Annotated in this window: 22 protein-coding genes; 9 read left to right on the forward strand and 13 right to left on the reverse strand. The window is 67.8% G+C overall.

Annotated features, from left to right (window positions below):
• Positions 1-72: 72 nt before the first annotated feature.
• Entirely contained in the window at positions 73-2,853 is a 2,781-nt protein-coding gene (glnE, locus tag AVE30378_RS09530) for a bifunctional [glutamate--ammonia ligase]-adenylyl-L-tyrosine phosphorylase/[glutamate--ammonia-ligase] adenylyltransferase (protein ID WP_129240599.1), read from the forward strand.
• 89 nt (positions 2,854-2,942) lie between these two features.
• The gene (locus AVE30378_RS09535; RefSeq protein ID WP_129240600.1) at positions 2,943-3,617 is read left to right on the forward strand and encodes an epoxyqueuosine reductase QueH; all 675 of its coding nucleotides are present in this window, start codon (positions 2,943-2,945) and stop codon (positions 3,615-3,617) included.
• Between the two features lie 36 nt (positions 3,618-3,653).
• On the opposite strand, the gene AVE30378_RS09540 is transcribed toward AVE30378_RS09535, so the two are convergent.
• The 10 genes from AVE30378_RS09540 to AVE30378_RS09585 all read right to left on the reverse strand — a co-directional run bounded on the left by AVE30378_RS09540 (position 3,654) and on the right by AVE30378_RS09585 (position 12,795).
• Entirely contained in the window at positions 3,654-4,607 is a 954-nt protein-coding gene (locus AVE30378_RS09540) for an AraC-like ligand-binding domain-containing protein (RefSeq protein WP_129240601.1), read from the reverse strand.
• Positions 4,608-4,687: 80 nt separating this feature from the next.
• A complete protein-coding gene (locus AVE30378_RS09545; protein ID WP_244235002.1) occupies positions 4,688-5,089 on the reverse strand; it encodes a c-type cytochrome in 402 nt (133 codons plus the stop codon).
• A gap of 119 nt (positions 5,090-5,208) precedes the next feature.
• Positions 5,209-5,730 (reverse strand): methylamine dehydrogenase light chain, encoded by a 522-nt coding sequence (locus tag AVE30378_RS09550; protein ID WP_129240602.1) that lies wholly within the window; start codon positions 5,728-5,730, stop codon positions 5,209-5,211.
• Positions 5,714-6,352: a methylamine dehydrogenase accessory protein MauD gene (mauD, locus tag AVE30378_RS09555; protein WP_129240603.1), complete on the reverse strand. Its 639-nt coding sequence runs from the start codon at positions 6,350-6,352 to the stop codon at positions 5,714-5,716. The genes AVE30378_RS09550 and mauD overlap by 17 nt, the downstream gene beginning before the upstream one ends.
• Before the next feature lie 11 nt (positions 6,353-6,363).
• Positions 6,364-6,915, reverse strand: a complete 552-nt coding sequence (locus tag AVE30378_RS09560; RefSeq protein ID WP_129240604.1) for a MauE/DoxX family redox-associated membrane protein — start codon at positions 6,913-6,915, stop codon at positions 6,364-6,366.
• On the reverse strand, positions 6,912-8,102 hold the full coding sequence (locus AVE30378_RS09565) for an amine dehydrogenase large subunit (protein WP_129240605.1): 1,191 nt from the start codon (positions 8,100-8,102) through the stop codon (positions 6,912-6,914). The genes AVE30378_RS09560 and AVE30378_RS09565 overlap by 4 nt, the downstream gene beginning before the upstream one ends.
• A 31-nt stretch (positions 8,103-8,133) precedes the next feature.
• The gene (locus tag AVE30378_RS09570; RefSeq protein WP_129240606.1) at positions 8,134-9,015 is read right to left on the reverse strand and encodes a transporter; all 882 of its coding nucleotides are present in this window, start codon (positions 9,013-9,015) and stop codon (positions 8,134-8,136) included.
• Between the two features lie 69 nt (positions 9,016-9,084).
• Positions 9,085-10,581 (reverse strand): phenylacetaldehyde dehydrogenase StyD, encoded by a 1,497-nt coding sequence (gene styD / locus AVE30378_RS09575; protein WP_129240607.1) that lies wholly within the window; start codon positions 10,579-10,581, stop codon positions 9,085-9,087.
• A 196-nt stretch (positions 10,582-10,777) separates the two neighbouring features.
• Positions 10,778-11,767: a quinone oxidoreductase family protein gene (locus AVE30378_RS09580; protein WP_129240608.1), complete on the reverse strand. Its 990-nt coding sequence runs from the start codon at positions 11,765-11,767 to the stop codon at positions 10,778-10,780.
• 50 nt (positions 11,768-11,817) lie between these two features.
• Positions 11,818-12,795, reverse strand: a complete 978-nt coding sequence (locus tag AVE30378_RS09585; RefSeq protein ID WP_129240609.1) for a DMT family transporter — start codon at positions 12,793-12,795, stop codon at positions 11,818-11,820.
• A gap of 53 nt (positions 12,796-12,848) precedes the next feature.
• Here AVE30378_RS09585 and AVE30378_RS09590 point away from each other — a divergent pair, with 53 nt between their 5' ends.
• The 5 genes from AVE30378_RS09590 to AVE30378_RS09610 all read left to right on the forward strand — a co-directional run bounded on the left by AVE30378_RS09590 (position 12,849) and on the right by AVE30378_RS09610 (position 18,615).
• Positions 12,849-13,745, forward strand: coding sequence for a DMT family transporter (locus AVE30378_RS09590; protein WP_129240610.1), 897 nt, complete (start codon positions 12,849-12,851; stop codon positions 13,743-13,745).
• Between the two features lie 31 nt (positions 13,746-13,776).
• Positions 13,777-14,262, forward strand: a complete 486-nt coding sequence (locus tag AVE30378_RS09595; RefSeq protein ID WP_129240611.1) for a MarR family winged helix-turn-helix transcriptional regulator — start codon at positions 13,777-13,779, stop codon at positions 14,260-14,262.
• Between the two features lie 105 nt (positions 14,263-14,367).
• Positions 14,368-15,789, forward strand: a complete 1,422-nt coding sequence (locus tag AVE30378_RS09600) for an efflux transporter outer membrane subunit (RefSeq protein ID WP_129240612.1) — start codon at positions 14,368-14,370, stop codon at positions 15,787-15,789.
• A gap of 22 nt (positions 15,790-15,811) precedes the next feature.
• Entirely contained in the window at positions 15,812-17,005 is a 1,194-nt protein-coding gene (locus AVE30378_RS09605) for an HlyD/EmrA/EmrK family protein (protein ID WP_129240613.1), read from the forward strand.
• Entirely contained in the window at positions 17,002-18,615 is a 1,614-nt protein-coding gene (locus tag AVE30378_RS09610; RefSeq protein ID WP_129240614.1) for a DHA2 family efflux MFS transporter permease subunit, read from the forward strand. Before AVE30378_RS09605 ends, AVE30378_RS09610 begins: the two co-directional genes overlap by 4 nt.
• A 48-nt stretch (positions 18,616-18,663) precedes the next feature.
• Here the strand turns inward: AVE30378_RS09610 and AVE30378_RS09615 are convergent, their stop codons facing one another.
• From AVE30378_RS09615 to AVE30378_RS09625, 3 genes are all read right to left on the reverse strand, one after another.
• Positions 18,664-19,623 (reverse strand): hypothetical protein, encoded by a 960-nt coding sequence (locus AVE30378_RS09615; protein ID WP_129240615.1) that lies wholly within the window; start codon positions 19,621-19,623, stop codon positions 18,664-18,666.
• Positions 19,624-19,656: 33 nt separating this feature from the next.
• A complete protein-coding gene (locus AVE30378_RS09620; RefSeq protein WP_129240616.1) occupies positions 19,657-20,724 on the reverse strand; it encodes a tartrate dehydrogenase in 1,068 nt (355 codons plus the stop codon).
• 153 nt (positions 20,725-20,877) lie between these two features.
• Positions 20,878-22,395, reverse strand: a complete 1,518-nt coding sequence (locus AVE30378_RS09625) for a helicase HerA-like C-terminal domain-containing protein (protein WP_129240617.1) — start codon at positions 22,393-22,395, stop codon at positions 20,878-20,880.
• Positions 22,396-22,557: 162 nt separating this feature from the next.
• Here AVE30378_RS09625 and AVE30378_RS09630 point away from each other — a divergent pair, with 162 nt between their 5' ends.
• The gene (locus tag AVE30378_RS09630; RefSeq protein ID WP_129240649.1) at positions 22,558-23,289 is read left to right on the forward strand and encodes a YebC/PmpR family DNA-binding transcriptional regulator; all 732 of its coding nucleotides are present in this window, start codon (positions 22,558-22,560) and stop codon (positions 23,287-23,289) included.
• 23 nt (positions 23,290-23,312) lie between these two features.
• The gene (gene purD / locus AVE30378_RS09635) at positions 23,313-24,620 is read left to right on the forward strand and encodes a phosphoribosylamine--glycine ligase (RefSeq protein ID WP_129240618.1); all 1,308 of its coding nucleotides are present in this window, start codon (positions 23,313-23,315) and stop codon (positions 24,618-24,620) included.
• Positions 24,621-24,626 lie beyond the last annotated feature (6 nt).

Raw genomic sequence — 24,626 nt, forward strand, 5'->3', positions numbered from 1 at the left:
GGCAGGAGAATTGTCTTGCGGTATCGTCCCCACTTATACCTGAAACGCGCCCATTCCGCCGCCCCTTTCGCCATGCCTACACCCACTCCGCTTGCCCCCGCCCTCGCCTGGTCCGGCCATCTGCGCCGCCGACTGGATGCCCATCCGGATCTGGCCGCCTGGCTGGCGCAGGCCGTGCTTCAGCCGGTCACTCCCGCCCGTATCGCCGAATGGCAATCCGAGCTGGCGGGACCGGACGCGCCCGACGTGCTGCCGGTCGACGCCTGCCGCATGGTGCTGCGCAAATTGCGCGAACGCGTCTTCAACGTGCTCATCGTGCGCGACCTGGCGGGCCAGGCCCCGCTCGAAGAGGTCGTGGGCGCCATGACCGCGTTGGCCGATACCGCGGTGGCCGCGGCCTACCGAAGCGTGGCGGCCGACCTGGCGGCCGTCCATGGCGTGCCCCGGGATCCCGCCACCGGCAAGCCGCAGGAAATGCTGATCGTCGGCATGGGCAAGCTCGGCGGCTGCGAACTGAACGTGTCCTCCGATATCGACCTGATCATGCTGTACGGCGAAGAGGGCGAAACCGACGGCCCGCGCCGCATCAGCCACCACGAGTTCTACGGCCGCCTGACGCGGCGCATGATGCCCGTGCTGTCGGAAGTGGACGCCAACGGGCAGGTCTTCCGGACCGACCTGCGCCTGCGCCCCGATGGCGATTCCGGGCCCCTGGCCTGGAGCCTGGACGCGCTCGAGCACTATCTGATCGGCCAGGGCCGCGAGTGGGAACGCTACGCCTGGCTCAAGGCGCGGCTGATGCCGGCGCGGGCGTTCGAAGGCAGCGACAGCGCCGCCCAGGCGCGGCAACTGGAAAGCCTGCGCGTGCCCTTCGTCTACCGCAAGTATTTCGACTTCGATGCCCTGGCCGCCCTGCGCGCCCTGCGGGAACGCATCCGCCAGGACTGGCAGCGGCGCGCCCATGCGCGCAGCGGCATCGACAGCGCGAACAACATCAAGCTGGGCGACGGCGGCATCCGCGAGATCGAATTCGTGGTGCAGCTTGCCCAGTTGATCCGCGGCGGCCGCATGCCGGCCCTGCAGAAGCGCGGCCTGCTGGAGGCGCTCCATGCCGAATGCGCCGCGGGCCTGGTGCCCGAGGAAGACGCCCGGCGCCTGGAGGAAGCCTACCGCTACCTGCGGCGCACCGAACACGCCCTGCAATACCGCGAAGACGCGCAAACCCATCTGCTGCCGGGCGATCCCGCGCAGCGCGCCAGCCTCGCCGCCGCGCTGGGCATGAGCCACGAGGACTTCGAACGCACGCTGGCCGCGCACCGCGAGTTCGTCTCGCAGACCTTCCGCAACGTGTTCCGCATCATGGGCATGGGCGAAACCGAGGAACAGCCGCCCGCGCCGGGCTCCGCCGAAGCGACGCCCTGCCACGACGACCTGGACGACAACTGCGAACTGTCCGAACAGATCCGCCAGGCATTCGGCGACGCCGCGCAGGACCTGCTGCGCCGCACCGAAACCCTGCTGAACAGCCATCGCGTGCGCAGCCTGCCCGACAGCAGCCGCAAGCGCATGGACGCCCTGCTGCCCGCCGCCCTGCGCGCCGCCTTGCGGACGCCGGCGCCGCTGGAAGCCACCGTGCGCCTGTTCGACCTGATCGAGAAAATCGCGCAGCGCAGCGCCTACCTGGCGCTGCTGGCCGAATACCCCGACACCCTGGCGCGGGTCGCCCGCATGGTGGCGGCCAGCCCGTGGGCCGCCCAGTACCTGACGCAGCATCCCCTGCTGCTGGACAGCCTGATCGACTGGCGCACCCTGTTCGAGCCGCTGGACTTCGCCCAGATCGCGCGCCAGTTGAGCGCGGACCTGGACGCATGCCGGCTGCCCGACGGCAGCCCCGACGTCGAGCGGCAGATGAACCTGATGCGCGACGTGCAGCGCCAGGCCAGCTTCCAATTGCTGGCGCAGGACCTGGAAGGCGAACTCACCGTGGAAAAGCTGGGCGACCAGTTGTCCGCGCTGGCCGACCTGCTGCTGGCCGAGACCATCCGCCGCGCCTGGCCGCTGGTGAACCGGATGGAAGGCGCCGTCCCCCGGTTCGCCGTGATCGCCTACGGCAAGCTCGGCGGCAAGGAGCTCGGCTACGCCTCGGACCTGGACCTGGTGTTCCTGTTCGACGATCCGCGCGAGGATGCCGCCGAGGTCTATGCCAAGCTCGGCCGGCGCATGACGTCCTGGCTCTCGACCATGACCTCCTCGGGCCGCCTGTACGAGGTGGACCTGCGTCTGCGGCCGGACGGCGACGCCGGCCTGCTGGCGGTATCCGTGGAAGCCTTCGAGCAATACCAGCACAAGCATGCGTGGGCCTGGGAACACCAGGCGCTGACCCGCGCGCGCCATGCCGCCGGGGACGCCGGCATCGGCGCCCGGTTCGAACGGATCCGCGAGGACATCCTGGTGCTGCCCCGCGACGCCGCCGCGTTGCGCGACGAGGTGCTGGCGATGCGCGAGAAAATCAACGCGGGCCACCCCAACACCAGCCAGATGTTCGACCTGAAGCATGACCGGGGCGGCATGGTCGACGTGGAATTCGTCACCCAATACCTGGTGCTGTGCCATTCGGGCACGCATCCGCAACTGGTGCGCAACCTGGGCAACATCGCGCTGCTGCGCCTGGCGGGCGAGGCCGGCCTGATTGCGCCGGCGCTTGCCGCCCGCGCCGGCGACGCCTACCGCACGCTGCGCCGCGCCCAGCATCAATTGCGCCTGCAGGGCGTGGAAAAGGCGCGCGTGCCGCCCGAACAATTGCAGGAAGAGCGCACCGCCGTGCGCGAGCTGTGGGCGGCGGTGCTGGGGTGAGCCCTTGCCGGGCGGGGCGCGGCCCCCGCCGCGCTTGCGGCAACTCGTCGTAAAATAAGGAGTTTTCCGCTTTTTCCTGCCTGCAAGCCATGTCCGATCTCGTGCGCCCCAAACTCGACCTGCCCGCCGGCCGCCGCAAGGTGCTGCTGCATTCGTGCTGCGCGCCCTGTTCCGGCGAAGTCATGGAAGCCATGACGGCCTCGGGCATCGATTACTCGATCTACTTCTACAACCCGAACATCCATCCGGTCAAAGAGTACGAGATCCGCAAGCAGGAGAACATCCGCTTCGCCGAACAGCACGGCATCGAATTCATCGACGCCGACTACGACATGGACAACTGGTTCGACCGCGTCAAGGGCCTGGAAGACTCGCCCGAACGCGGCGAGCGCTGCACGGTCTGCTTCGACATGCGTTTCGAGCGCACGGCGCTCTATGCGCACGAACACGGCTTCGACACCATCACGAGTTCCCTGGGCATCTCGCGCTGGAAGGACATGAACCAGATCAACGGCTGCGGCGAACGCGCCGCGGCGCGCTACGACGAACTGGTCTACTGGACCTACAACTGGCGCAAGGGCGGCGGCTCGGCCCGCATGATCGAAATCAGCAAGCGCGAGAACTTCTACCAGCAGGAATACTGCGGCTGCGTCTATTCGCTGCGCGACACCAACCGTCACCGCCGTTCGCAAGGCCGCGAACGCATCTACATCGGCGTGAAGTTCTACGGCAAGGAAGACCTGATCAACGAGGAACAGCTCTGATCGGCCAAGGCGGCCCGCTCCGGAAAGCGCCTTGATCTAGCGCCCTTGGCGCCGGTATTCGGACGGCGACACGCCGAAACGCTTGCGGAACGCGTGGCTGAAACGCGCGGCGTCCGAAAAGCCGAAACGATAGGCGATGTCGCCGATCGGCCGGGCTGACTGCGCCGCGTCGCAAAGCATGTCCCGGCAGCGCTCCAGCCGGGCGCTGAGGATGAAGTCCGCGGGCGTGGTGGCGGCTTGGGCGAAGAGGTTGTACAGATACCGCCGCGACACCCGGAAGGCCGCGGCCGCGCTGGCGGGCGACAGCGCCGGATCGTGCAGGTTTTCCAGCAGGTGCTGCTGCACGCGGCGCAATTGCGCCTGCCGCAGGTCGGCCTGGTCCTGCTCGGCCAGCGCGCCGGCCCGTTCGCTGATGTCCAGCCCCATCATCTGCAATACCGCGTTGGCGGCGTCGCGCGACGCGCTTTCGGACAAGTGGGCGTGTTCGGTCAACGCCACCCGCAGCAGGTCCATGGCCATGCGCCCGCAACCCTGGAGTGCGCTGAAGCGGCGGGCCACGGCGTTCTGCATGAAAGGCTGCCAGGCATCGAAATGCTTGCCGGGCACCTGCATCACCAGAAAATGCGCGCCCTCGTCCACATCGACTTCGTACGGGCGGGTGGTGTCGTAAATGCCCCATTCGCCGGGCATCAGCAAGGCGCTACGCCTGGCCTGGCGGATTTCGCTGCGGCCGGACAGTTGCAGCGTCACCTTGTAGCCGGCCGCCACGGACCGGTCGGCCAGCAGCTTGCTGCGGCGCACGCGCTGCGCGCTGCTGCGCAATTCGCTGACCTGCATCCAGCCCAGGGAGTCCACCGCCACGCTGTTGCGGAAACGCGCGGGAAACACGGCGGACACTTCCAGGGGAACGAAGGTATCGCTGACACTTTCCTGCCAACTGGCGCAATCCAGGAAATGCCTGGGCGCGCTGCGCAAAAGGGATTGGGACATGGCGACTCCGGAATGCTGCCTCTTTCTAGCACCGGGCGGCGGGGGGGAGTATCGGTGACTACCCCTAAGCTGCGGCCCCGCTAGGGTTTTCTGTCACTGCCATAGGAGTAATCGGCCAGACCGAACCCCTGCGCCGACAGCGCCTTCGCCAGCCCGTGGCGCACCGGCACCACGTCTTCATAGCGGCGCCGCCGGGCGGCCGCGACCTCCTGTTCGTCATAGGGGCGGAAATCCGCGGGCAACTGGGCCGGACTGAATTCCTCCAGCACCCAGTTCAGCACGGCCGCGAGTTCCGCGTCGCTCAGTTGCGATTGCGCGGCGCCCGGGACGCGGATCAGGTACTCGCGGCCCGCCGGCAGGCGTACGAACGCGCCCACGGAATTGCGGAAATCCGGGATGCCGTGGCGGCTGCTGCCGCGGCCGTCCACACGATGGCAGCCCGCGCACTGCAACACGTAATCGGCGCGGACGGCCAGGCGCACGGCGTCCGCCCCGGGTTGGCCGGCGGCCCCTTCGGCCGCGGCGGCCCGCGACGCACAGAGCAGGACGGCGGCGGCGCAACGCCACCGCCATCCCCTCCCCGGCCGCCGCTTCCCCCGCATCATGGCTTCGGTTTCGCCTTGGCCATGCCCACGATCACGGAGGTGGTGCAATGGAAAATGGAAGACTCGTTGGACATGCACCAGTTCACGTCGTTGTGCAGGAACATCTGGTAGCCGGGACGTTCGCGCTCGGCGGACGCGCACATGCACTTGCCGCAGGCCGCCTTGCCGCAGCAATCGTTGTAGCTGATGAGGTAGTCCTTGCCGTCCAGCGGATTGTGGCAGGTCCCCACCCACGACACCGCCGACGGCGAGGTGCCCGGCGGGCAGGACGTCATGCTGCCGCCGCAGCATGAACAAAGAAAGCCGTCCACCGCGCAGTAACGCCAGTAGTCGCATGCGGTGTCGTCCATTTGCGGCTTCTTGGCGTCCGCGGGCGCGGAACGCGCCACCGGCAGCACCGGCATCAGGAAGGCCGTTCCCACCAGCGCCTTGCCAATGCGGTTGAGCACGCTGCGCCGGGACGTGGCGTGCGCGACCGAGCGCGTGGCGCGCTCTCCAAGTTTATCCAGCCAGTGCATTGCCGCTCTCCTTGCGCGAAATCCGGGTTTCTTCCAGCGTGCCGGCGGCCAGGAATTCCTGCACCGACGCCACGCCCAGTTCCTTCGCCGTGAACAGGCTTTCCAGTTGTTCGCGGGAATTGATCAGGCCCTTCGCGCGCAGCGTTCCCGTCTCGTCGATCAGCACCGCGTAGGGCAGCTTGCTGATCTGGAACTTCATGCCCAGTTCGGCCGACAGCAAGTACGGAAAGCGCTCCAGCCCGGCCTGCTTGTAGAACGCCAGGTGCTCGGGCATCTCGCCGTCGCTGGCCAGCACGATGCGCAGCCACGCGCTTTCGGTCGCGGCCACCGACTTCAGGATGGGCAGCAGCTTCTTGCACACCGGGCAGGTCGGGGAAAGAAAGAACAGCAACTGGCTGTGCTGCCCGCGTTCGCCGACGGCGATGCGGCGGCCCAGCAGGTCGGCGATTTCGAAGCGCGGCGCGGCCTCGCCGACGGCGGGGCCCTTGTCCATCGTCAGCGCGCCCATCGGCGCCACGCGTTCGTACAGCACGCCGATCTGCCGCGACAGGGCCAGGATGACCAGCACCAGGCAAAGCACCACGCCCCAGAGCAGGAAGTTGGAAATGATCAAGGCATCCATGTGAAACTCCTTCAAAGATTCCGCAGCTTGAGGTGCGAGGCCAAGAGGTGATTGACGGTGAAATACAGGCCCACCGCGGACATCGCCAACCCGAAGACGGCGGCGGCATCCGCCCATTGCAGCCCGCGGGAGCCCTCCGCCGCGGCCAGAAGCGCGGGCGCCGTCCACAGCGCCAGGACCGCGTTGCGCAGGACCAGCCACCACGACAGCCCGCCGCCCCGCCGGCCCGGTCCGGCGGATGCCGGTCCGCCGCAACCGCAATCGATGTCGCGATGGCCGCGCAGCAGGTTGAAGGCCAGCGCCAGGGTGGCCGCCGCCAGCACCAGCAGCGCCAGTTCCGCGCCCGCCGCCTGGCGCGACGGCACCAGCAGCAACGCGCCGGCCAGCGCCTCGGCCAGCGCGTAGGCCCACGCGAACGGGTAGGTCCAGCCCGCCGGCAGGATCCGGTAGCCCGATACGGCCGCGGCGAAGCCCGCCACGTCCTTCAGCTTTTCCAGCGCGCCCAGGAGCAGCACGCAGGCCAGCGCCGCGCTCGCGGCATAGAGCAGGACGGGATCGTTCATCGCGCGCCTCGCGGTTGCGGCTCGACCTGTAGCGCGGTCTCGCCCGCGGCCTCGATCGTGCCCTTGAGGACCGGGGCGGCCGGCGCGGCGTCATAGATGTTCACGTTGCCGCCGTCCAGGGTGTAGAGGCGTGGAGCGTCGTCCTGCGATACCGACATCGACAGCGCGTTCCGGCCCGGCACCCGCGCCACCCGCTTGCGGGTGCCCAGGTCATAGACCCAGATCTCGGCGGCGGGCGTCTTGTGCGTGCCTTCCGCGCCATCCGGATGCATGCCGACATAGAGCCGCTTGCTTGCCTGGTTCACGGCCAGCAGGTTGTAGCCGCCCGGCCGCCAGCCCCGGTCCTTGCCCGACGGATCCAGCAGGGACCAGGGCTGGCCGAAGGCGGCCTCCGGGCCGCTGAAGTCCGCGCTGTAGACGTTGCCGTTATAGGAAACGAAGTAGAAGGTGTTGCCCAGGTTCTCGGTGTGCGTGAAGACCGGGTCCTTCTCCGGATCGAACATGGGCTGGCTGCGCTGCTGGCCCGCCGGCTTGCCGGCCGCGTCCAGGTCGACGGTCAGCAGCGCGCCGTCGCCGCAGATGCTGGCGAAGCTGCGCGGACGCGACGGCAGGACGATGATGCTCCAGCATCCCGCGGCGGCGGTGATCTCGTCCGTGAACTGGCGCGTCTTCAGGTCCACCACCGTGACCGACGAAGCGGGCGTCGCGTTCTGCACGAACAGCAGCCCGCCGTCGGTGCTCTGCCGCAGATAGTTGCGGTAGTTCAGCGCCTGCGCGCGCTTCTGCGGAATGGGCACCTCGAACTTGGGCGTCAGCGTCTCGGCGTCCCAGGCTTCGACCAGGTCGGTGCGCTTGCCGCGGTTGAGCCGTTCGTAGTAGGTCGTCATCACGTAGATGTCCTTGCCGTCCGCGGACACGGTCATGTGGCCGTTGAACGACGTGGGCACCAGCCCCAGGAATTTCATGGTGTCGCCGTCGTAGACATTCACCCGGCTGTCCACCAGGTGGTTGAAGACGGCGTCCATCACGTACAGCCGGTGCGGCGTGGCCGGCGGCAGGCGGGCGCCGCCCTTGAGCTCCTCCACGGGCAGGTCCGCCCGGGCGAACCCGGCCGAGGCCGCCAGGGCGGCGCACAGCGCCCATCGCCCGGCCCGCGATGCGCGTGATCTGGCACGAAGCGCATTCATCGATATTCTCCTGGTCTCATGATCCGATTTCCTAGAATGCGTAGACGTAGCGCAACTGCACGCCACGCATCCGCGGCCCGTTCTCGACCTTCAGGTCGTGGATGTACTGCATCTGAATCTGGTTGGCGTCGTTGATCTGGTGCGTCAGTTCGACGGCCAACTGGTGGTTGCGCGCCCGCGTGGCGACGGTCTCGCCCGAGGACGTTTCCCGCCCGCCCGTTTCATAGCGGTAGCGCACCCCGGTGTAGGTATCGGGCGTCAGGTTGGTCGAGGCCAGGGCGAAGAAGCGGAACGAGGGATCCTTCTTCAGCGTCTGCCCATACCAATCGGTGTTGCGGCCATAGATTTCCACTTCCGCGATGGCTTCCAGGTAGGTGGATTCGCCGATCCCCTTCACGAAGGAAAAATCCTGGATGGTGGACCATCGGTTCTTGCCCGGCGACACGTCGGGGCGCGAACCGTCGTAGCGCCCCACCGGCGCCACGATGAACGGCTCCCAGGCGAACCAGGTCCTGGTCTGCTCGTTGTTGTACAGCCAGACCGCCGACCCGAGGGTCACGTCGCCGATGCCCGTCTGGTGATCGCCCGGCACGCCGGGCAGGTCCAGCGAGGTCCGGTACATCGGCACGATGAATTCGAGCTGCACCGTCTTGCCGTAGAAATCGCGGTAGTGCATCTGGCGATACACCAGCGCGTTCACGTCGACCGAAGCGCCGTCCACCCGCCCGCCTTCGGCGTACAGCCCCGACGAGCGCAGCCCGGCCATATACCCGGCGATGAGATTGGTGCCCACCGGCGCGGGTATCCAATCGCGCGCGCTGGGATCTCCCGCCCATGCCGCCTGCGACGCCGCCACGCACGCCAACAGCAGCGCCGCGCGTCTCCAGGTCCGGCAAACCGTCTTGCCTGCCATGCACTTCCCCTTGGTTTCATGACGGGGCGGCCGCCGGTATCTCCCGGCTTGGGCCGCGCTACCGTCGTTCTAGTAAGCGATGCAAACCGACTTCTTCTCCAGGTACAGGTCCAGCACGGCGCGGCCGTGCTCGCGGCCGATGCCGGACTGCTTGAATCCGCCGAAAGGCATGTTGGGATCCAGCATGTTGTGCGTGTTCACCCAGATCGTTCCGGCGGCGATGCGCGGGATCAGGCTTTGGACCCGCGCCAGGTCGTTGCTCCAGAGGCTCGCGCCCAGGCCGAAGGCGCTGTCGTTGGCCAGCCGCACGGCGTCGTCCAGGCTGTCGAAGGGCTGCGCCACGACGACCGGTCCGAAGATCTCCTCGCGCACGATCCGGGCGTCCGGCCGCAGGCCGGCGAACACGGTGGGCTGCACGAAATAGCCCGCTCCGTCGCCGGCGCCGCCGCCCGCCAGGACGCGCCCGCCCTCGGCGCGGCCGATGCCGATGTAGTCCATGACGCGCTGCCGGTGGCGCGCGGATACCAGCGGGCCGATCTGCGTGGCCGGGTCGAATCCCGAGCCCAGCTTCATGCCCGCGGCCAGGTCGGCCAGCCCCTGGACGACCTTGGCGTAAAGGCCTTTCTGCACGTACAGGCGCGAGCCGGCGGTGCACACCTGGCCCTGGTTGAAGAAAATGGCGGCCGCGGCGCCCTGCACGGCGCGGTCGACGTCGCAGTCGTCCAGCACGATCACCGGCGACTTGCCGCCCAGTTCCAGCGACACCCGCTTCATGCCGTCCATCGCCGCGCGGCCGATCAGCTTGCCCACCTCGGTGGAACCGGTGAACGCGATCTTGTCGATGCCGGGGTGCGCCACCAGCGCCGCGCCGGCGGTCTCGCCCCTGCCCGTCACGACGTTGACCACGCCGGGCGGAAAACCCGCCTCCAGCACCAGTTCGCCCAGGCGCAGCGCGGTCAGCGGGGTTTCCTCGGCGGGCTTGAGCACCACGGTGCAGCCGGCCGCCAGGGCGGGCGCGATCTTCCAGATCGCCATCAGCAGCGAGAAATTCCAGGGAATGATCGCCGCGACCACGCCCACGGCCTGCGGCAGGGTCTGGGCGCTGTACCGGACGCCGGGCGGAAATGGAATGGACAGGGACAGCGTGTCGCCGGTGATCTTGGTGGCCCAGCCCGCCATATAGCGCAGCCACTGCGCGCCGGACCCGACTTCCAGCCCCTGGGCCACGCCCAGCAGTTTGCCGTTGTTCAGCGTTTCCAGCCGGGCCAGTTCATTGCCGTGCTGCTCGACCAGGTCCGCCAGCTTCAGCAGCAGGCGCTCGCGCCCCGCGGGCAGCATGTCGCGCCAGGGGCCGGCATCGAACGCGCGCCTTGCGGCCTGCACGGCCAGGTCGATCTGGACGGGGCCGGCATCGGGCTGGTGGGCGATGACCTGGCCGGTGGCGGGGTCATGCACGGCGATGGGCTCGCCCTGCCCTTCGCGCACCGGCTTGCCGTCGATGAGCATGGACTCGCGGATGGCGCCCAGTTCCGGGCGGTCGGCGGAGGAAGCGCTTGCAGCAGGCATTCGGAACTCCAACGAAAAGGTCGGAGCCAGAATAGCAACGGCGTCGGCGGCTGGCTTGTCGGGCCGTGCATGGCGATTTGTCATTCTGCGCACGGCGCCCCCGCCGCCGTCTCCAAAAACAAACCCGGCACGACGCCGCCGCGTCGTGCCGGGTCTGGCGCGGCCCTGTCCAGGGCCGCGCGGCGCCAGGCGCCGGTCAGTCCAGCATCAGCACCGTGGCGCCGGTGGTCTTGCGCGAGGCCAGGGCGGTCTGCGCCTCGCCGGCCTGCGCCAGGGGATAGCGCTGGTCGATGCGGACCTTGATCTTCTTCTTCAGGACCAGGTCGAACAGTTCCTCGGACGCGGCCTGCAACTTTTCCAGCGTGTTCACGTGGATGCCCAGCGACGGGCGCGTCACGTACAGGCTGCCCTTCTGGTTCAGCGTCGCCAGGTTGACGCCCGCCACCGGGCCGGACGCGTTGCCGAAGCTCACCATCAGGCCGCGCGGCTCGATGCAGTCCAGCGAGGTTTCCCAGGTGTCCTTGCCCACGCCGTCGTACACCACCGGCACCTTCTTGCCGCCGGTCAGCGCCAGCACGCGCTCGGCCACGTTTTCGCGCGAATAGTCGATGGTTTCCCAGGCGCCGTTGGCGCGGGCCAGCTCGGCCTTCTCGGGGCTGGAGACCGTGCCGATCAGCTTCACGCCCAGCGCCTTGGCCCATTGGCAGGCGATCAGCCCGACCCCGCCCGCGGCGGCGTGGAACAGGATGGTTTCGCCGCCCTGCAGGCGGTAGGTCTGGCGGAACAGGTACTGCACCGTCAGGCCCTTGAGCATCAGCGCGGCGGCCTCGTCGAAGCCGATGCCCTTGGGCACCTTGACGACCTGCGCGGCGGGCACGTTGCGCGCCTGCGCGTAGGCGCCGATGGGGCTCTGGCCGTAGGCGACGCGGTCGCCCGTCTTCAGGTGCTTGACGTCGGCGCCCACGGCGGTCACGACGCCCGCGCCCTCGAAGCCCAGGCCATGGGGCAGCGGATGGGGATACAAGCCCGTGCGGAAATAGATATCGATGAAATTCAGCCCGGCGGCATGCTGCTGGATCGTGACTTCATTGGCGGCGGGCGGAGGCACTTCCACCTCGACCAGCTTCAGGACTTCGGGACCACCGTGCTGCTCGATACGAATTGCCTTGACGAGATTGCTGGCCATGCTGGCCTCCTTTCATTGGAAATAATGCGAACTAAGCGGGAAAACCGGATTCAACGAGACGGCCGCGCCTCGCGCTGCCTGGCGGACGCCGTCTTGCCGGCCCCGCCCCCCATCAACGCGAACACGCCAGCCAGCACCAGCGCGGTCCCCGCCATCTGCCACACCGTGATGGGCTCGTGCAGGAACCATGACGCCAGGAACAGCACCGACACCGGCCCCAGCATGCCCAGCAGCGACGCGGTGGGCGCGCCGATCAGCGCCACCGCCCACATCAGCATGAACACCGGCACCACGGTGTTCAGGGTGGCGTGGATCACGGAATATCCATAGACCCCCGCGGGCTGGACGAGCATAGCCGGCGGATGCACGGCAAAGAACTGGACGATGCAGGCCACGCAGGACACCAGCATGGCATAGGCCACCAGGCGCGTCGCGCCGACCCGCTTGATCAGTTCCCCTGAACAAATCAGGTACACAGAATAGCTTGCGGCCGACCCGAAAACGAATAAAGACCCTAACAGCACCTCGCCTCCGCCGAAGGAGAGATCATGGGCGAACACCAGCACCACGCCGGCGTAGGACAGCACCATGGCCATCCATTGGCGGCGCTCGACCGGCCGCTTGAACCAGAACGCCGACAGCAGCACGACGAGCGACGGCGACAGGAACAGGATCAGCCGTTCCAGGCTGGCGGTGACGTAGCGCAGCCCCAGGAAATCCAGGAAGCTGGACAGGTAATAGCCCAGCAGCCCCAGCACGCACACCTGCAGGCGTTCCTTGCGCGTCAGGACGACGATCTCGCCGCGCGCGGCGCGGCGCGACTGGTGCCAGGCCACGGCCGCGAAAAACGGCATGGCGAACAGCATGCGGAAGGCGATGAGGGTGACCGCGTCGATACCGTAACGGTAGGTGAACTTGACCACGATGGCCTTGGCCGAAAACAGGACCGCGCCCAGGGTCGCCATGAGGATTCCGGCCGCGCGGCTGGAAGGACGGAGTAGCGGCAAAAACTCGGCAAGGCGATTCATGCGATGATTTTATGTTCAGTGCACAAATAATTGCACTTTTTGGCTCCCCCCGCATGACTCGACACCGCGCCCTTACCTACATCCACATTGCCGCCGTGCTTTTCGGCCTGACCGGCGTATTCGGCGAACTGATACAGGCCAGCGCCGCCGTGATCACCCTGGGGCGGGCCGCCTTCGCGGTGGTTTCGCTGGGGCTCTTCGCCCGCATGCGCCGCAAGCCGCTGCTGGGCGCCCTCACGCCCGCGCAACTGTTCGTGCTGGTCGTGGCCGGCGCCCTGCTGGCGGGGCACTGGGTCACCTTCTTCATTTCGGTCAAGGTCGGCGGCATCGCCATCGCGACGCTGGGCTTCGCCAGCTTCCCGGCCTTCATCACGCTGTTCGAAGGCCTGATCTTCCGCGAGCGCATCCGCCCGGCGGAATGGCTGCTGCTGGGCCTGGTGACCGCCGGGCTGGTGCTGGTCACCCCCTCGTTCGACCTGGCCGACCAGGGCACGATCGGCCTCGCCTGGGGCCTGCTGTCGGGCCTGAGCTTCGCGCTGCTGGCATTGAGCAACCGCCGCTCGGCCTCCGGCATGGACCCGATGCAGGTCGCGTGCTGGCAGAACCTGGTCGTCGCGCTGGTGATGCTGCCCTTCGCCGCCGGCCAGTTGCCGGCCCTGCCCGCCCTGGACCTGTTCTGGCTGGCGCTGCTGGGCATCTTCTGCACGGGCCTGTCCCACTACCTGTTCGTGTCCAGCCTGACCCGGCTCAACGCCCGCAGCGCCGGGCTGGTCATCGCCCTGGAACCGGTCTACGCCATCGCCTTCGCCTGGGCGCTGTTCAGCCAGCAGCCCACCCCGCGCATGATGGCGGGCGCCGCCCTGATCGTGGCGGCCATCGTCTGGTCGGGCCTGCGCAAGCAGGCGCCGGCCGCGCCGCCCGCCCAAGCGCCGACGAAGATACAGCCTTGACAATAACTGACTAGGCAGTAAAATTCGGCGCATGAATGCCGCGCCTCCCCCCTCCACGCCCGACAACCCCGTCCACTACCGCAGCGACGCCCGCTGCATGATGGAGGACAACGCCGGTTTCCTCATCAAGCAGGTCTACAACTCCCTGAACCGGATGCTGGACCAGGAAATGGCCCCGCTGGACCTCACCGCCATGCAATGGCGCCCCATCGCCATGGTCTTCCTGGGCCGCGCCGATACGCCCGCGGAACTGGCGCGGCTCAACGGCATGGACACGGGCGCCATGACCCGCGCGCTGGACCGCCTGGAAGCCAAGGGCCTGCTGCGCCGCAGCCGCAGCCAGGAAGACCGCCGCGTGGTCAAGATCGAACTCACCGAACTGGGCGAGGCCAAGGCGCGCGAGATCCCGGCCAACATCGCCCGCTCGCTCAACCATCACCTGCGCGGATTCTCGACCGACGAAGTCTCCCAGCTCATGCACTTCCTGCGGCGCATGCTCGCCAACGGCTCCGCCTGAAGCACGCTGCCAGCGCGCACTTCCCCCTCCCATGGGGGTTTTGTTTGGCATAATAATTGCCTAGGCAAATACAGATTAATCAATTACTTTCAGCAAACAGTCAGGATGAAACGCCTTCTTTCTACCGTATTGGTGCTGGCCCTGAGCGGTTGCGCACTGATGGAACCCGGGCCCGAACCCGTGGCGGCGCTGGATGCGGCCAAGCTGGGCTTGACCGGCCAGGACGCCGCCTGGCCCGCCACGCAATGGTGGCAGCGCTACGGCGATCCGCAGCTCAACGCGCTGCTGGATGAAGCCCTGGCGAACAACCCCTCGATGAGCGCGGCCCAGGCCCGCCTGGCCCGGGCCAACGCCGCCGTCAGCACGGCCCGCGCGCCGCTGCTGCCGCGCGTGGACGCCAACTATGCGCTGACCCGCGAGCACCTGTCCAAGGACTACATCTACCCCGCCCCGCTGGGCGGTTCGGTCGTCAGCGACAACCGGCTGGCGCTGGACTTCAGCTACGAGCTGGATTTCTGGGGCAAGAACCGCTTGCGCCTGCAGTCGGCCGTGTCGCAGCAACAGGCCGCCGCGGCCGACGCGCAGGCGGCGCGCAACGTGCTGGCCAGCGCCACGGTGCGCGCCTACCTGAACCTGCAGAACGCCTTCGAGCAGCGCGACGTCCTGAACCGCGTGCTGGCCCAGCGCGCCGAGGTGCTGTCGCTGACCCAGGGCCGCTACAAGGCCGGGCTGGACACCCAGGTGGAGGTCAAGCAGGCGGAATCGTCGCTGGCCGCCGGCAAGGTGGAACTGACCCAGACCGAGACCACCCTGGCGCAATTGCGCAACCAGGTCGCGGCGCTGGCCGGCGCCGGACCGCAGCGCGGACAGTCCCTGACGCCGGTGGCGCTGACCGCGCCGGCCGGCGGCATCCCCGCCAGCGTGCCGCTGGACCTGCTGGGCCATCGTCCCGACGTGGCGGCCGCGAAATGGCGCGCCGAGGCCGCCCGGCATGCCATCGACAGCGCCAAGGCCGAGTTCTACCCCAACGTGAACCTGGTGGCGTTCGCCGGCTTCCAGGCCATGGGCACCGGCAACCTGCTGGGCGCCGACGCCCGCATGGCCGGCTTCGGTCCGGCCGTCACCCTGCCGATCTTCCATGGCGGCGAGCTGAACGCCAATCTGGCGGGCCGCCGCGCCGACGCCGACCTCGCGGTGTCGGACTACAACCAGACCGTGCTGGACGCCGTGCACCAGGTGGCCGACGCCCTCGACGGCCTGCGCCTGCTGGACCAGGAAAAGGCCGAGCAGCGCCAGGCCCGCGAGGCGATCGATGCGGCCTACGACCTGGCCGTCAAGCGCTACAGGGCCGGCATGGGCAATTACATCGCCGTGCTCATCGCGCAGACCGGCGTGCTGACCCAGGCCCGCCTGGACACCGACCTGCGCATCCGCGCCTATCAGTTGGACGCCAACCTGGCGAATGCGCTGGGCGGCGGCTACGTCCCCGCGGCCGGATCCGCGCCCGCCACGACCCCCACCCATTGAACGATCCCCGGATTCAGACGTCATGAACGCTGCCCCCCCCGCCGCCAACCCCGCCCGTAAACGCCTGCTGCTGCTGGCCACCGGCGCCTTCGTCCTCGTCGCGATCGCGTACGGCATCTGGTGGGCCTTGTTCGGCGCCCACTTCGAAAGCACCGACGACGCCTATGTGCACGGCAACCTGGTGCAGATCACGCCCCAGGTGCCGGGCACGGTCGTCGCCATCGAGGCCGACGACACGGAAACCGTCGCCGCCGGCCAGCCGCTGGTGCGCCTGGACCCCGCCGATACCGACGTGGCCCTGCAACAGGCCCAGGCCAAGCTGGCGCAGACGGTGCGCCAGGTGCGCACCATCTACGTCCAGAACGACGCCCTGGCCGCCGACGTCGACCTGCGCAATGCCGACATCCTGCGCGCGCAGGCCGAGCTGACGCGCGCGCAAAGCGACGTCAACCGCCGCCAGCAACTGGCCAAGTCGGGCGGCGTCAGCGGCGAAGAAATCCTGCACGCCGAAGCCGCGCTGAAGTCTGCCCAGTCGGGCCTGGCGCAGGCCCGCGCCGCGCTGGCGGCCTCGCGCGCCAAGCTGGCGACCAACCAGGCGCTGACCCAGGGCACCACCGTGGCCGACCATCCCGACGTGCAGCAGGCGGCGGCCGGCCTGCGCAACGCCTGGCTCGCGCAATCGCGAACCGTGCTGCCCGCCCCGGTATCCGGCGTGATCGCCCGGCGCAGCGTACAGGTCGGCCAGCGCGTCGCCCCCGGCGCCGCCCTGATGACGGTCGTGCCGCTGGACCAGGTCTGGGTCGAGGCGAACTTCAAGGAAGGCCAGTTGCGCAAGATGCGCATCGGCCAGCCGGCCAAGCTGGTGGCCGACCTGTACGGCGGATCGGTGACCTATCACGGCACGATCGCCGGCCTGGACGCCGGCACGGGCAGCGCCTTCGCCCTGCTGCCCGCCCAGAACGCCACCGGCAACTGGATCAAGGTGGTGCAGCGCGTGCCAGTGCGTATCGCGCTGGATCCCGAAGACCTGAAGAAGCATCCGCTGCGCGTGGGCCTGTCCATGGACGTGGAAGTCGATGTCGGCAAGCAGGAAGGCGAACCGCTGACGCAGGCCGAGCGCAAGGAGCCGGCCTGGTCGACGCGCGCCTTTGAACCCGCCCACGACGAAGTCGACGCCATGATCGGCAAGATCATCGAAGCCAACCTCGCATCATGAGCACAGCCGCCCAGCCCGCGGACGCGGGAGCCTCCCCCCAAGCCGCCCGGCCGCCGGGCACCTATGCGCCGCTGGAAGGCGCGACCCGCATCATCGGTTCCATCGCGCTGTCCACGGCGGTGTTCATGAACGTGCTGGACACCTCGATCGCGAACGTGTCCATCCCCACCATTTCGGGCGACCTGGGCGTCAGCACCAGCCAGGGCACCTGGGTCATTACCTCCTTCGCCGTCGCCAACGCGATCACGGTGCCGCTCACGGGCTGGCTGACGCAGCGCTTCGGGCAGGTGCGCCTCTTCCTGATTTCGACGCTGCTGTTCGTGCTGGCGTCGTGGCTGTGCGGCTTCTCGCCTTCGCTGGAGGCGCTGATCGCGTTCCGCGTGCTGCAAGGCGCCGTCGCCGGCCCGATGATCCCGCTGTCGCAGGCGCTGATGCTGGCCAGCTTCCCCAAGTCGAAGGCGGGCATGGCGCTGGCGGTCTGGTCCATGACCACGCTGGTCGCCCCCGTCGCCGGCCCCCTGCTGGGGGGCTGGATCTCCGACAACTACACCTGGCCGTGGATCTTCTATATCAACGTGCCGGTGGGCCTGCTGGCCGCCTGGATCAGTTGGCGCATCTACGGCAACCGGGAATCGGTCACGCGCAAGCTGCCGATCGACAAGGTCGGCCTGGCGCTGCTGGTGGTCTGGGTGGGCGCGCTGCAGATCATGCTGGACAAGGGCAAGGAACTGGACTGGTTCGCCAGCCCCACCATCATCGCGCTGGCGGCGACCGCCTTCGTGGCCTTCGTCTTTTTCCTGATCTGGGAACTGACCGACGCCCATCCCGTGGTGGACCTGCGGCTGTTCAAGATCCGCAACTTCACGGTCGGCGCCCTGACGCTCGCGGTGGCCTACGGCGTTTTCTTCGGCAACGTCGTGCTGCTGCCGCTGTGGCTGCAAAGCAATATGGGCTATACCGCCACGTACGCCGGCCTCGTGACGGCGCCCGTCGGGCTGCTGGCCATCCTGCTGACGCCCATCGTCGGCAAGATGCTGGCCACGCGCGACCCGCGGCAGATCGTGACGGTGGCATTCATGATCTTCGCCCTGGTGTGCTTCATGCGGTCGGGATTCAACACCCAGACCGACGTGCGCACGCTGATGATCCCGACCATCATCCAGGGCGCGGCCATGGCCGCCTTCTTCGTGCCGCTGACCTCGATCACGCTCGCCAGCATCGAGCCGTGGCGCATCCCCGCCGCCTCCGGCCTGTCGAACTTCCTGCGCCTGACGGCGGGCGCGTTCGGCACGTCGATCGCGACGACGCTCTGGGAAAACCGCGCGACCATGCACCACGCGCAATTGACCGAAGCGGCCAGGCCCGGCCAGCAGGCGTTCGACCACACGCTGAACACGCTGCAGAACGGGCTGGGCATGACGCACCCGCAGGCCTTGAGCACGGTCGACGCCATGATCAACGGGCAGGCCTTCACGATGTCGGCGGTGGACGTGTTCTACGCGTCCGCCATCATCTTCCTGGCGCTGACGGGCCTGGTGTGGTTCGCCCGCCCGAGATCGGCCAAGGTGGGCGGCGGCGGAGCCGCCGAAGCGGCCGCCGGCGCGCACTGACGCGCCGTCCGGGCGCCGGGCGCGTTGCGCGCCTGGCGCCCAGCCGCGTCATTCCTTCAGCAGTACCTGCCAGTCCAGGCGCTCGATGATGTCGGCCGATAACGCGCTGATGGGCGACAGACTGAATACCGACACGCCGCGAGTGCGCCACTGCGCGGCCGCGAACCGGAAAGACGGCTCGATCAGCCGCGAGAAATTGCGCGCCAGCCTGCTGGCCTGGGGGGAAGGCCCCTCGTCGTAGAAACGCAGACCGTTCTGCAGCGTCAGGTCCAACCCGTGCACGTATACGTGGCGGGCTCCGCCGGACACCAGCACCTGCAAGGCGGCATAGGCCACCGTATCGGCGTCGAAGACGCCCAGCGCCACGTCGAAGCTGTATCCCAGCCCCTGCTTGGCATCCAGCAGCTTCACGTCGGGCGTCGCCGCCGCCATGCGCTTGAGGACGGCCGGCGCGGCGCTGCGCTGGTAGGCGCGTTCGGAAATCAATTCGATGATGCAGATCCGGCAGCGGATCGATTCCTGCGGGATGCCCTGCATGATGTAGCGCAGCACTTCGGGCAACACGTACAGCGTCAGGTCGCGCGACACGATTTCCCGCACCAGGTCGATGCGGTCGCGGACGAAGTTCTGGTCGATGATGCAGTAGTACTTGAACGGCAGGTCGAACTTGCGCGCCAGCGCGATGGCGCCGTTCACGCCCATCGCCACGCGGATGTCGAGCCGATCGTAGGGGATTTCAGCGACCGAGGGGCCGCTCAGGATGAGATGCACTTCCTGATCGCCGGGGTCGTACCCCTGTTCCAGGGGCGTGACCGGCAGCGAACGGCCGAACGCGCGGAACCCGCAAATGGCGCCCGACCGGTCCCGCCAGATCCTGACAAAGGGCCACAGGTGCTGGTTGTGCCTCTGCGTGCGCGATCGCAACAAGCGAAACAGCTTGCGCACAAAACGATCGGCCCGCCCGTCGCCCACCTGGGCGCCGGGGGAGGAAAAAGCTGAATCTTCCATCTACTAGCCTGATAGGCCTTATTCGCGAATGCCTTAGCCCGCCGAGATCAGCGACGCAATCGCGCTGCCGACATCGGCGGTAGAGGCGTTGCCCTGCATATCTCGCGTGCGCGGTCCTTCTGCCAATACCGTCTCGATAGCTTGCACGACGGCGGCCGACGCATCGGGATAGCCCAGGAAATCGAGCATCAAAGCGCCGCTCCAGATCTGTCCGATCGGATTGGCGATGCCCTTGCCATAGATATCCGGCGCGGACCCATGCACCGGTTCGAACAAAGACGGGAACTTGCGTTCCGGGTTCAGGTTCGCGGAAGGCGCGATCCCGATCGTCCCGGTGCAGGCCGGCCCCAGATCGGAGAGGATGTCGCCGAACAGGTTGGAAGCCACCACCACGTCGAACCAATCGGGATGCTGCACGAAATGCGCGCACAGGATATCGATGTGGTATTTGTCCCAGCGCACGTCGGGATAGTTCCCCGCCATGTCGGCCACGCGCTCGTCCCACCACGGCATCGAAATGGAAATACCGTTGGACTTGGTGGCCGCGGTCAGGTGCTTGCCGCGCTTTTGCGCCAATTCGAATGCGAATTTGAGGACGCGGTCGGCGCCGATGCGGGTAAACACGCTCTCCTGGATGACCACCTCGCGCTCGGTGCCCGCGAACAGGCGGCCGCCGCTATTGGAGTATTCGCCTTCGGTGTTCTCGCGCACGATGAAGAAGTCGATCTCGCCGGGCTTGCGGTCCTTCAGCGGCGACGGCACGCCAGGCATCAGGCGCACGGGGCGCAGGTTGATGTATTGATCGAATTCGCGGCGGAACTTGAACAGCGATCCCCACAGCGCCTCGTGGTCGGGCACCGTGGCGGGCCAGCCGATCGAGCCGAAGAAAATGGCTTCGTGCTGGCCGATCTGCGCGTGCCAGTCGTCCGGCATCATCTTGCCGTGCTTGGCGTAATAGTCGCAGCTCCAGTCGAAGTGGTCCCACTGGAAATCGATGCCGAACCGCGTCGCAACCGCGTCCAGCACCTTCAACCCCTCGGGGACGACCTCCTTGCCGATCCCGTCCCCGGGAATTACTGCAATCTTATGTTTCTTTGACACCGCGGTTTCCTCTGGTTTTGCTGGGGATACACAGCCGGGAATCATAGGCACAAATTGGCCCGGCGCGACACCCCAAAATGACAAACGGACAGGTTATTGAAGCTTGAAGTTACAAAGAAGCTGTTTCAAGCGGCAACAGCCTCTTGTGTGGGCTCAACGGCGGCCCTTGGATCCCAGCAGCGACCCCAATATGCCGCGGGTCAATTCACGCGCGACGGAGCGCAGCGTGCTCTTGGCCATGGTCTGCACGATGCCGTCGCGCTTGCCGCCGCGCGGCCCGGTGGATCCGAACAGGACCTCGTTCAGGCCGCCCATCAGGCCCCCGCCGACATCGGCGGCCGGCGGCTGGCCCGCGGTTTGCCCGGGTTCGTCCTTCGCCGTTCCCGCCGGCTTCGCCGCGCGTCCGGCCAGCACCTCGTAGGCCGACTCCCGGTCGATGGACTTTTCGTATTTGGCGGCCAGCAAACTGCCCTGGCGCAGCGACTGCCGCTCGGCGTCCGTCGCGGGGCCGATCCGGCTTGCCGGCGGCACGATATAGGCGCGCTCGGTCGGCATGGGCCGGCCCTTGGCGTCCAGCAGCGATACCAGGGCCTCGCCCACGCCCAGTTCGGTGATGGCCGCCTCGATGTCCAGGCCCGGGTTGGGCCGCATGGTCTGGGCCGCCGTCTTCACGGCCTTCTGGTCGCGCGGCGTAAAGGCGCGCAGGGCGTGCTGGACCCGGTTGCCGAGCTGCCCCAGCACCGTGTCCGGAATGTCCAGCGGATTCTGCGTGACGAAATAGACGCCCACGCCCTTGGACCGGACCAGGCGCACCACCTGCTCGATCTTGTTCAGCAGCGCGGCGGGCGCGTCGTTGAACAGCAGGTGGGCTTCATCGAAGAAGAACACCAGCTTGGGCTGGTCCATATCGCCCACCTCGGGCAGTTTCTCGTACAGATCCGCCAGCAGCCAGAGCAGGAAAATGGCATACAGGCGCGGCGCCTGCATCAGCTTGTCGGCGGCCAGGATGTTGACCATGCCCCGGCCCTGCGCGTCCGTGCGCATCAGGTCGGCCACGTCCAGCATGGGCTCGCCGAAGAATTTCTCCGCCCCCTGCGATTCCAGGGCCAGCAGGCCCCGCTGAATGGCGCCGATGCTGGCCGACGACACGTTGCCGTAGCGGGTCTTCAGTTCCGCCGCGCGGTCCGCGACGTTCTGGAGCATGGCGCGCAGGTCCTTCAGGTCCAGCAGCAGTTGCCCTTCGTCGTCCGCCACCTTGAACACCAGGGTCAGCACTCCTTCCTGGGTGTCGTTCAGTTCCAGGATGCGGGAGAGCAGCAAGGGCCCCATGTCGGACACGGTGGCCCGGACCGGCATGCCTTGTTCGCCGAACACGTCCCATAGCGTCACGGGGCTGGCGGCCCAGGCCGGCTCGCTCAGGCCCAGGTTCTGCAGGCGCTCCAGCAGCTTGGGGCTGGCCGTCCCCGCCTGGGAAATGCCGGTCAGGTCGCCCTTGACGTCGGCCATGAACACCGGCGTGCCGATGCGGGAGAAGGACTCGGCCAGGACCTGCAGCGTGACCGTCTTGCCCGTGCCCGTGGCCCCGGTGATGCACCCGTGCCGGTTGGCCAGGGCAGGCAGCAAGGCCAATTCGGTCTGTGCATTCTTGGCGATGACGATGGGGTCGGGCATGTGCAACTCTCCAGGCCGGGGAATCAGATGGATGCCCAAGTGTAGAGCCTGCCGCCCCGATTGTGCGCGTGGCGAGAAGGACACAAGCGGCCCTCGCCCGGGCGCAGGGCCCGCCGGCACGGTAAAATGCCCGTTTTGCAGACAATTTATCCCTGGGAAGCCATGGCCGGACACAGCAAATGGGCCAATATTCAGCACCGCAAAGGGCGCCAAGACGCCAAGCGCGGAAAGCTCTGGACCAAGATCATTCGTGAAATCACCGTGGCGGCGCGCGCCGGGGGCCCCGACCCGGACAGCAATCCGCGTCTGCGCATGGCCTGGGACAAGGCCACCGACGCCAACATGCCCAAGGACAACATCCAGCGCGCCATCCAGCGCGGCGCGGGCGGCGCGGACGGCGTCGCCTACGAAGAAGTCCGCTACGAGGGCTACGGGATCGGCGGCGCGGCCGTGATCGTCGATTGCATGACCGACAACCGCACCCGCACCGTCGCCGAAGTCCGCCACGCCTTCGCCAAGAACGGCGGCAACCTGGGCCAGGAAGGCTCGGTCGCCTTCATGTTCAAGCACTGCGGCCAGTTCGTGTTCGCGCCCGGCACCTCGGAAGACAAGGTCATGGAAGCCGCCCTCGAGGCCGGCGCCGAAGACGTGGCGACCGACGAGGAAGGCGTGATCGAAGTCGTTTGCGCGCCGGCCGACTACGCCGCCGTGCGCCGCGCCTTCGACGACGCCGGCCTGAAGGCCGAAGTCGACGGCATCGTCATGAAGGCCCTGAACGAAACCGAACTGGCCGGCGAAGACGCCATCAAGATGCAGAAGCTGCTCGACGCCCTGGAAGGCCTGGACGACGTGCAGGAAGTCTATACGACCGTCATTTTCGACGAAGCGCAGTAACTCCTCCTTCAGAATCACCCAACATGAAACTCCTGGTAATTGGCTCGGGCGGCCGCGAACATGCCCTCGCCTGGCGGCTGGCCCGCTCTCCGCGCGTACACAAGGTGTACGTCGCTCCGGGCAACGGCGGCACGCAACGGGCCGAGCAGATGGAGAACATCCCGCTCACCAATGCCGAGGAACTCGCCGATTTCGTGCAGCGCGAAGGCGTGGCCCTGACGGTCGTCGGCCCCGAAGCGCCCCTGGCCGCCGGCGTCGTGGACGTGTTCCGCGCCCGCGGCCTGAAGATCTTCGGCCCGACCAAGGCCGCCGCCCAACTGGAAAGCTCCAAGGACTACGCCAAGGCCTTCATGGTCCGGCACAGCATCCCGACCGCGCGCTACGAAACCTTCACCGACCCGGCCAAGGCGCATGCCTATATCGACCAGGAAGGCGCCCCCATCGTGATCAAGGCCGACGGCCTGGCCGCGGGCAAGGGCGTCGTGGTCGCCGCGACGCTGGAAGAGGCCCATGCGGCGGTGGACGCCATGCTGGGCGACGGTTCCATGGGCGAGGCCGGCGCGCGCGTCGTCATCGAGGAATGCCTGGTGGGCGAGGAAGCCAGCTTCATCGTCATGTGCGACGGCCGCAACGTGCTGGCCCTGGCCACCAGCCAGGACCACAAGCGCCTCCAGGACGGCGACCAGGGCCCCAACACCGGCGGCATGGGCGCCTATTCGCCCGCGCCCATCGTCACCCCGGAACTGCACCACCGCATCATGCGCGAAATCATCCTGCCGACCGTGCAGGGCATGGCGCGCGACGGCATCCCCTACACGGGTTTCCTGTACGCCGGCCTGATGATCGCCCCCGGCGACGACCCCGACCGCGAGATCAAGACCCTGGAATTCAACTGCCGCATGGGCGATCCGGAAACGCAGCCCATCATGATGCGGGTCAAGAGCGACCTGCTCGACGCCCTGGAACACGCCGTCGACGGCACGCTCGACCAGGCCGACATCGTCTGGGACCGCCGCACCGCGCTGGGCGCCGTGCTGGCCGCGCACAACTATCCGAACACGCCCCGCACCGGCGACGCCATCCGCGGCCTGCCCGCCGACGCCGAGGACTGCATGGTGTTCCACGCCGCCACCCGGATCGACGGCGACGAAACCAAGACCACCGGCGGCCGCGTGCTGTGCGTCACGGCGCTGGGCGACTCGGTCAAGATGGCCCGCGACCGCGTGTACGAAGCGATCGACGGCATCCACTTCGACGGCCGCCAGTACCGCAGCGACATCGGCTGGCGCGCGCTCAAGCCCTCGCAGCAGAAACCCAAGTCCAACGCCTGACCGGAA

It is taken from the genome of Achromobacter veterisilvae (genome assembly GCF_900496975.1).
Classification (GTDB): Bacteria; Pseudomonadota; Gammaproteobacteria; order Burkholderiales; family Burkholderiaceae_B; genus Achromobacter; species Achromobacter veterisilvae.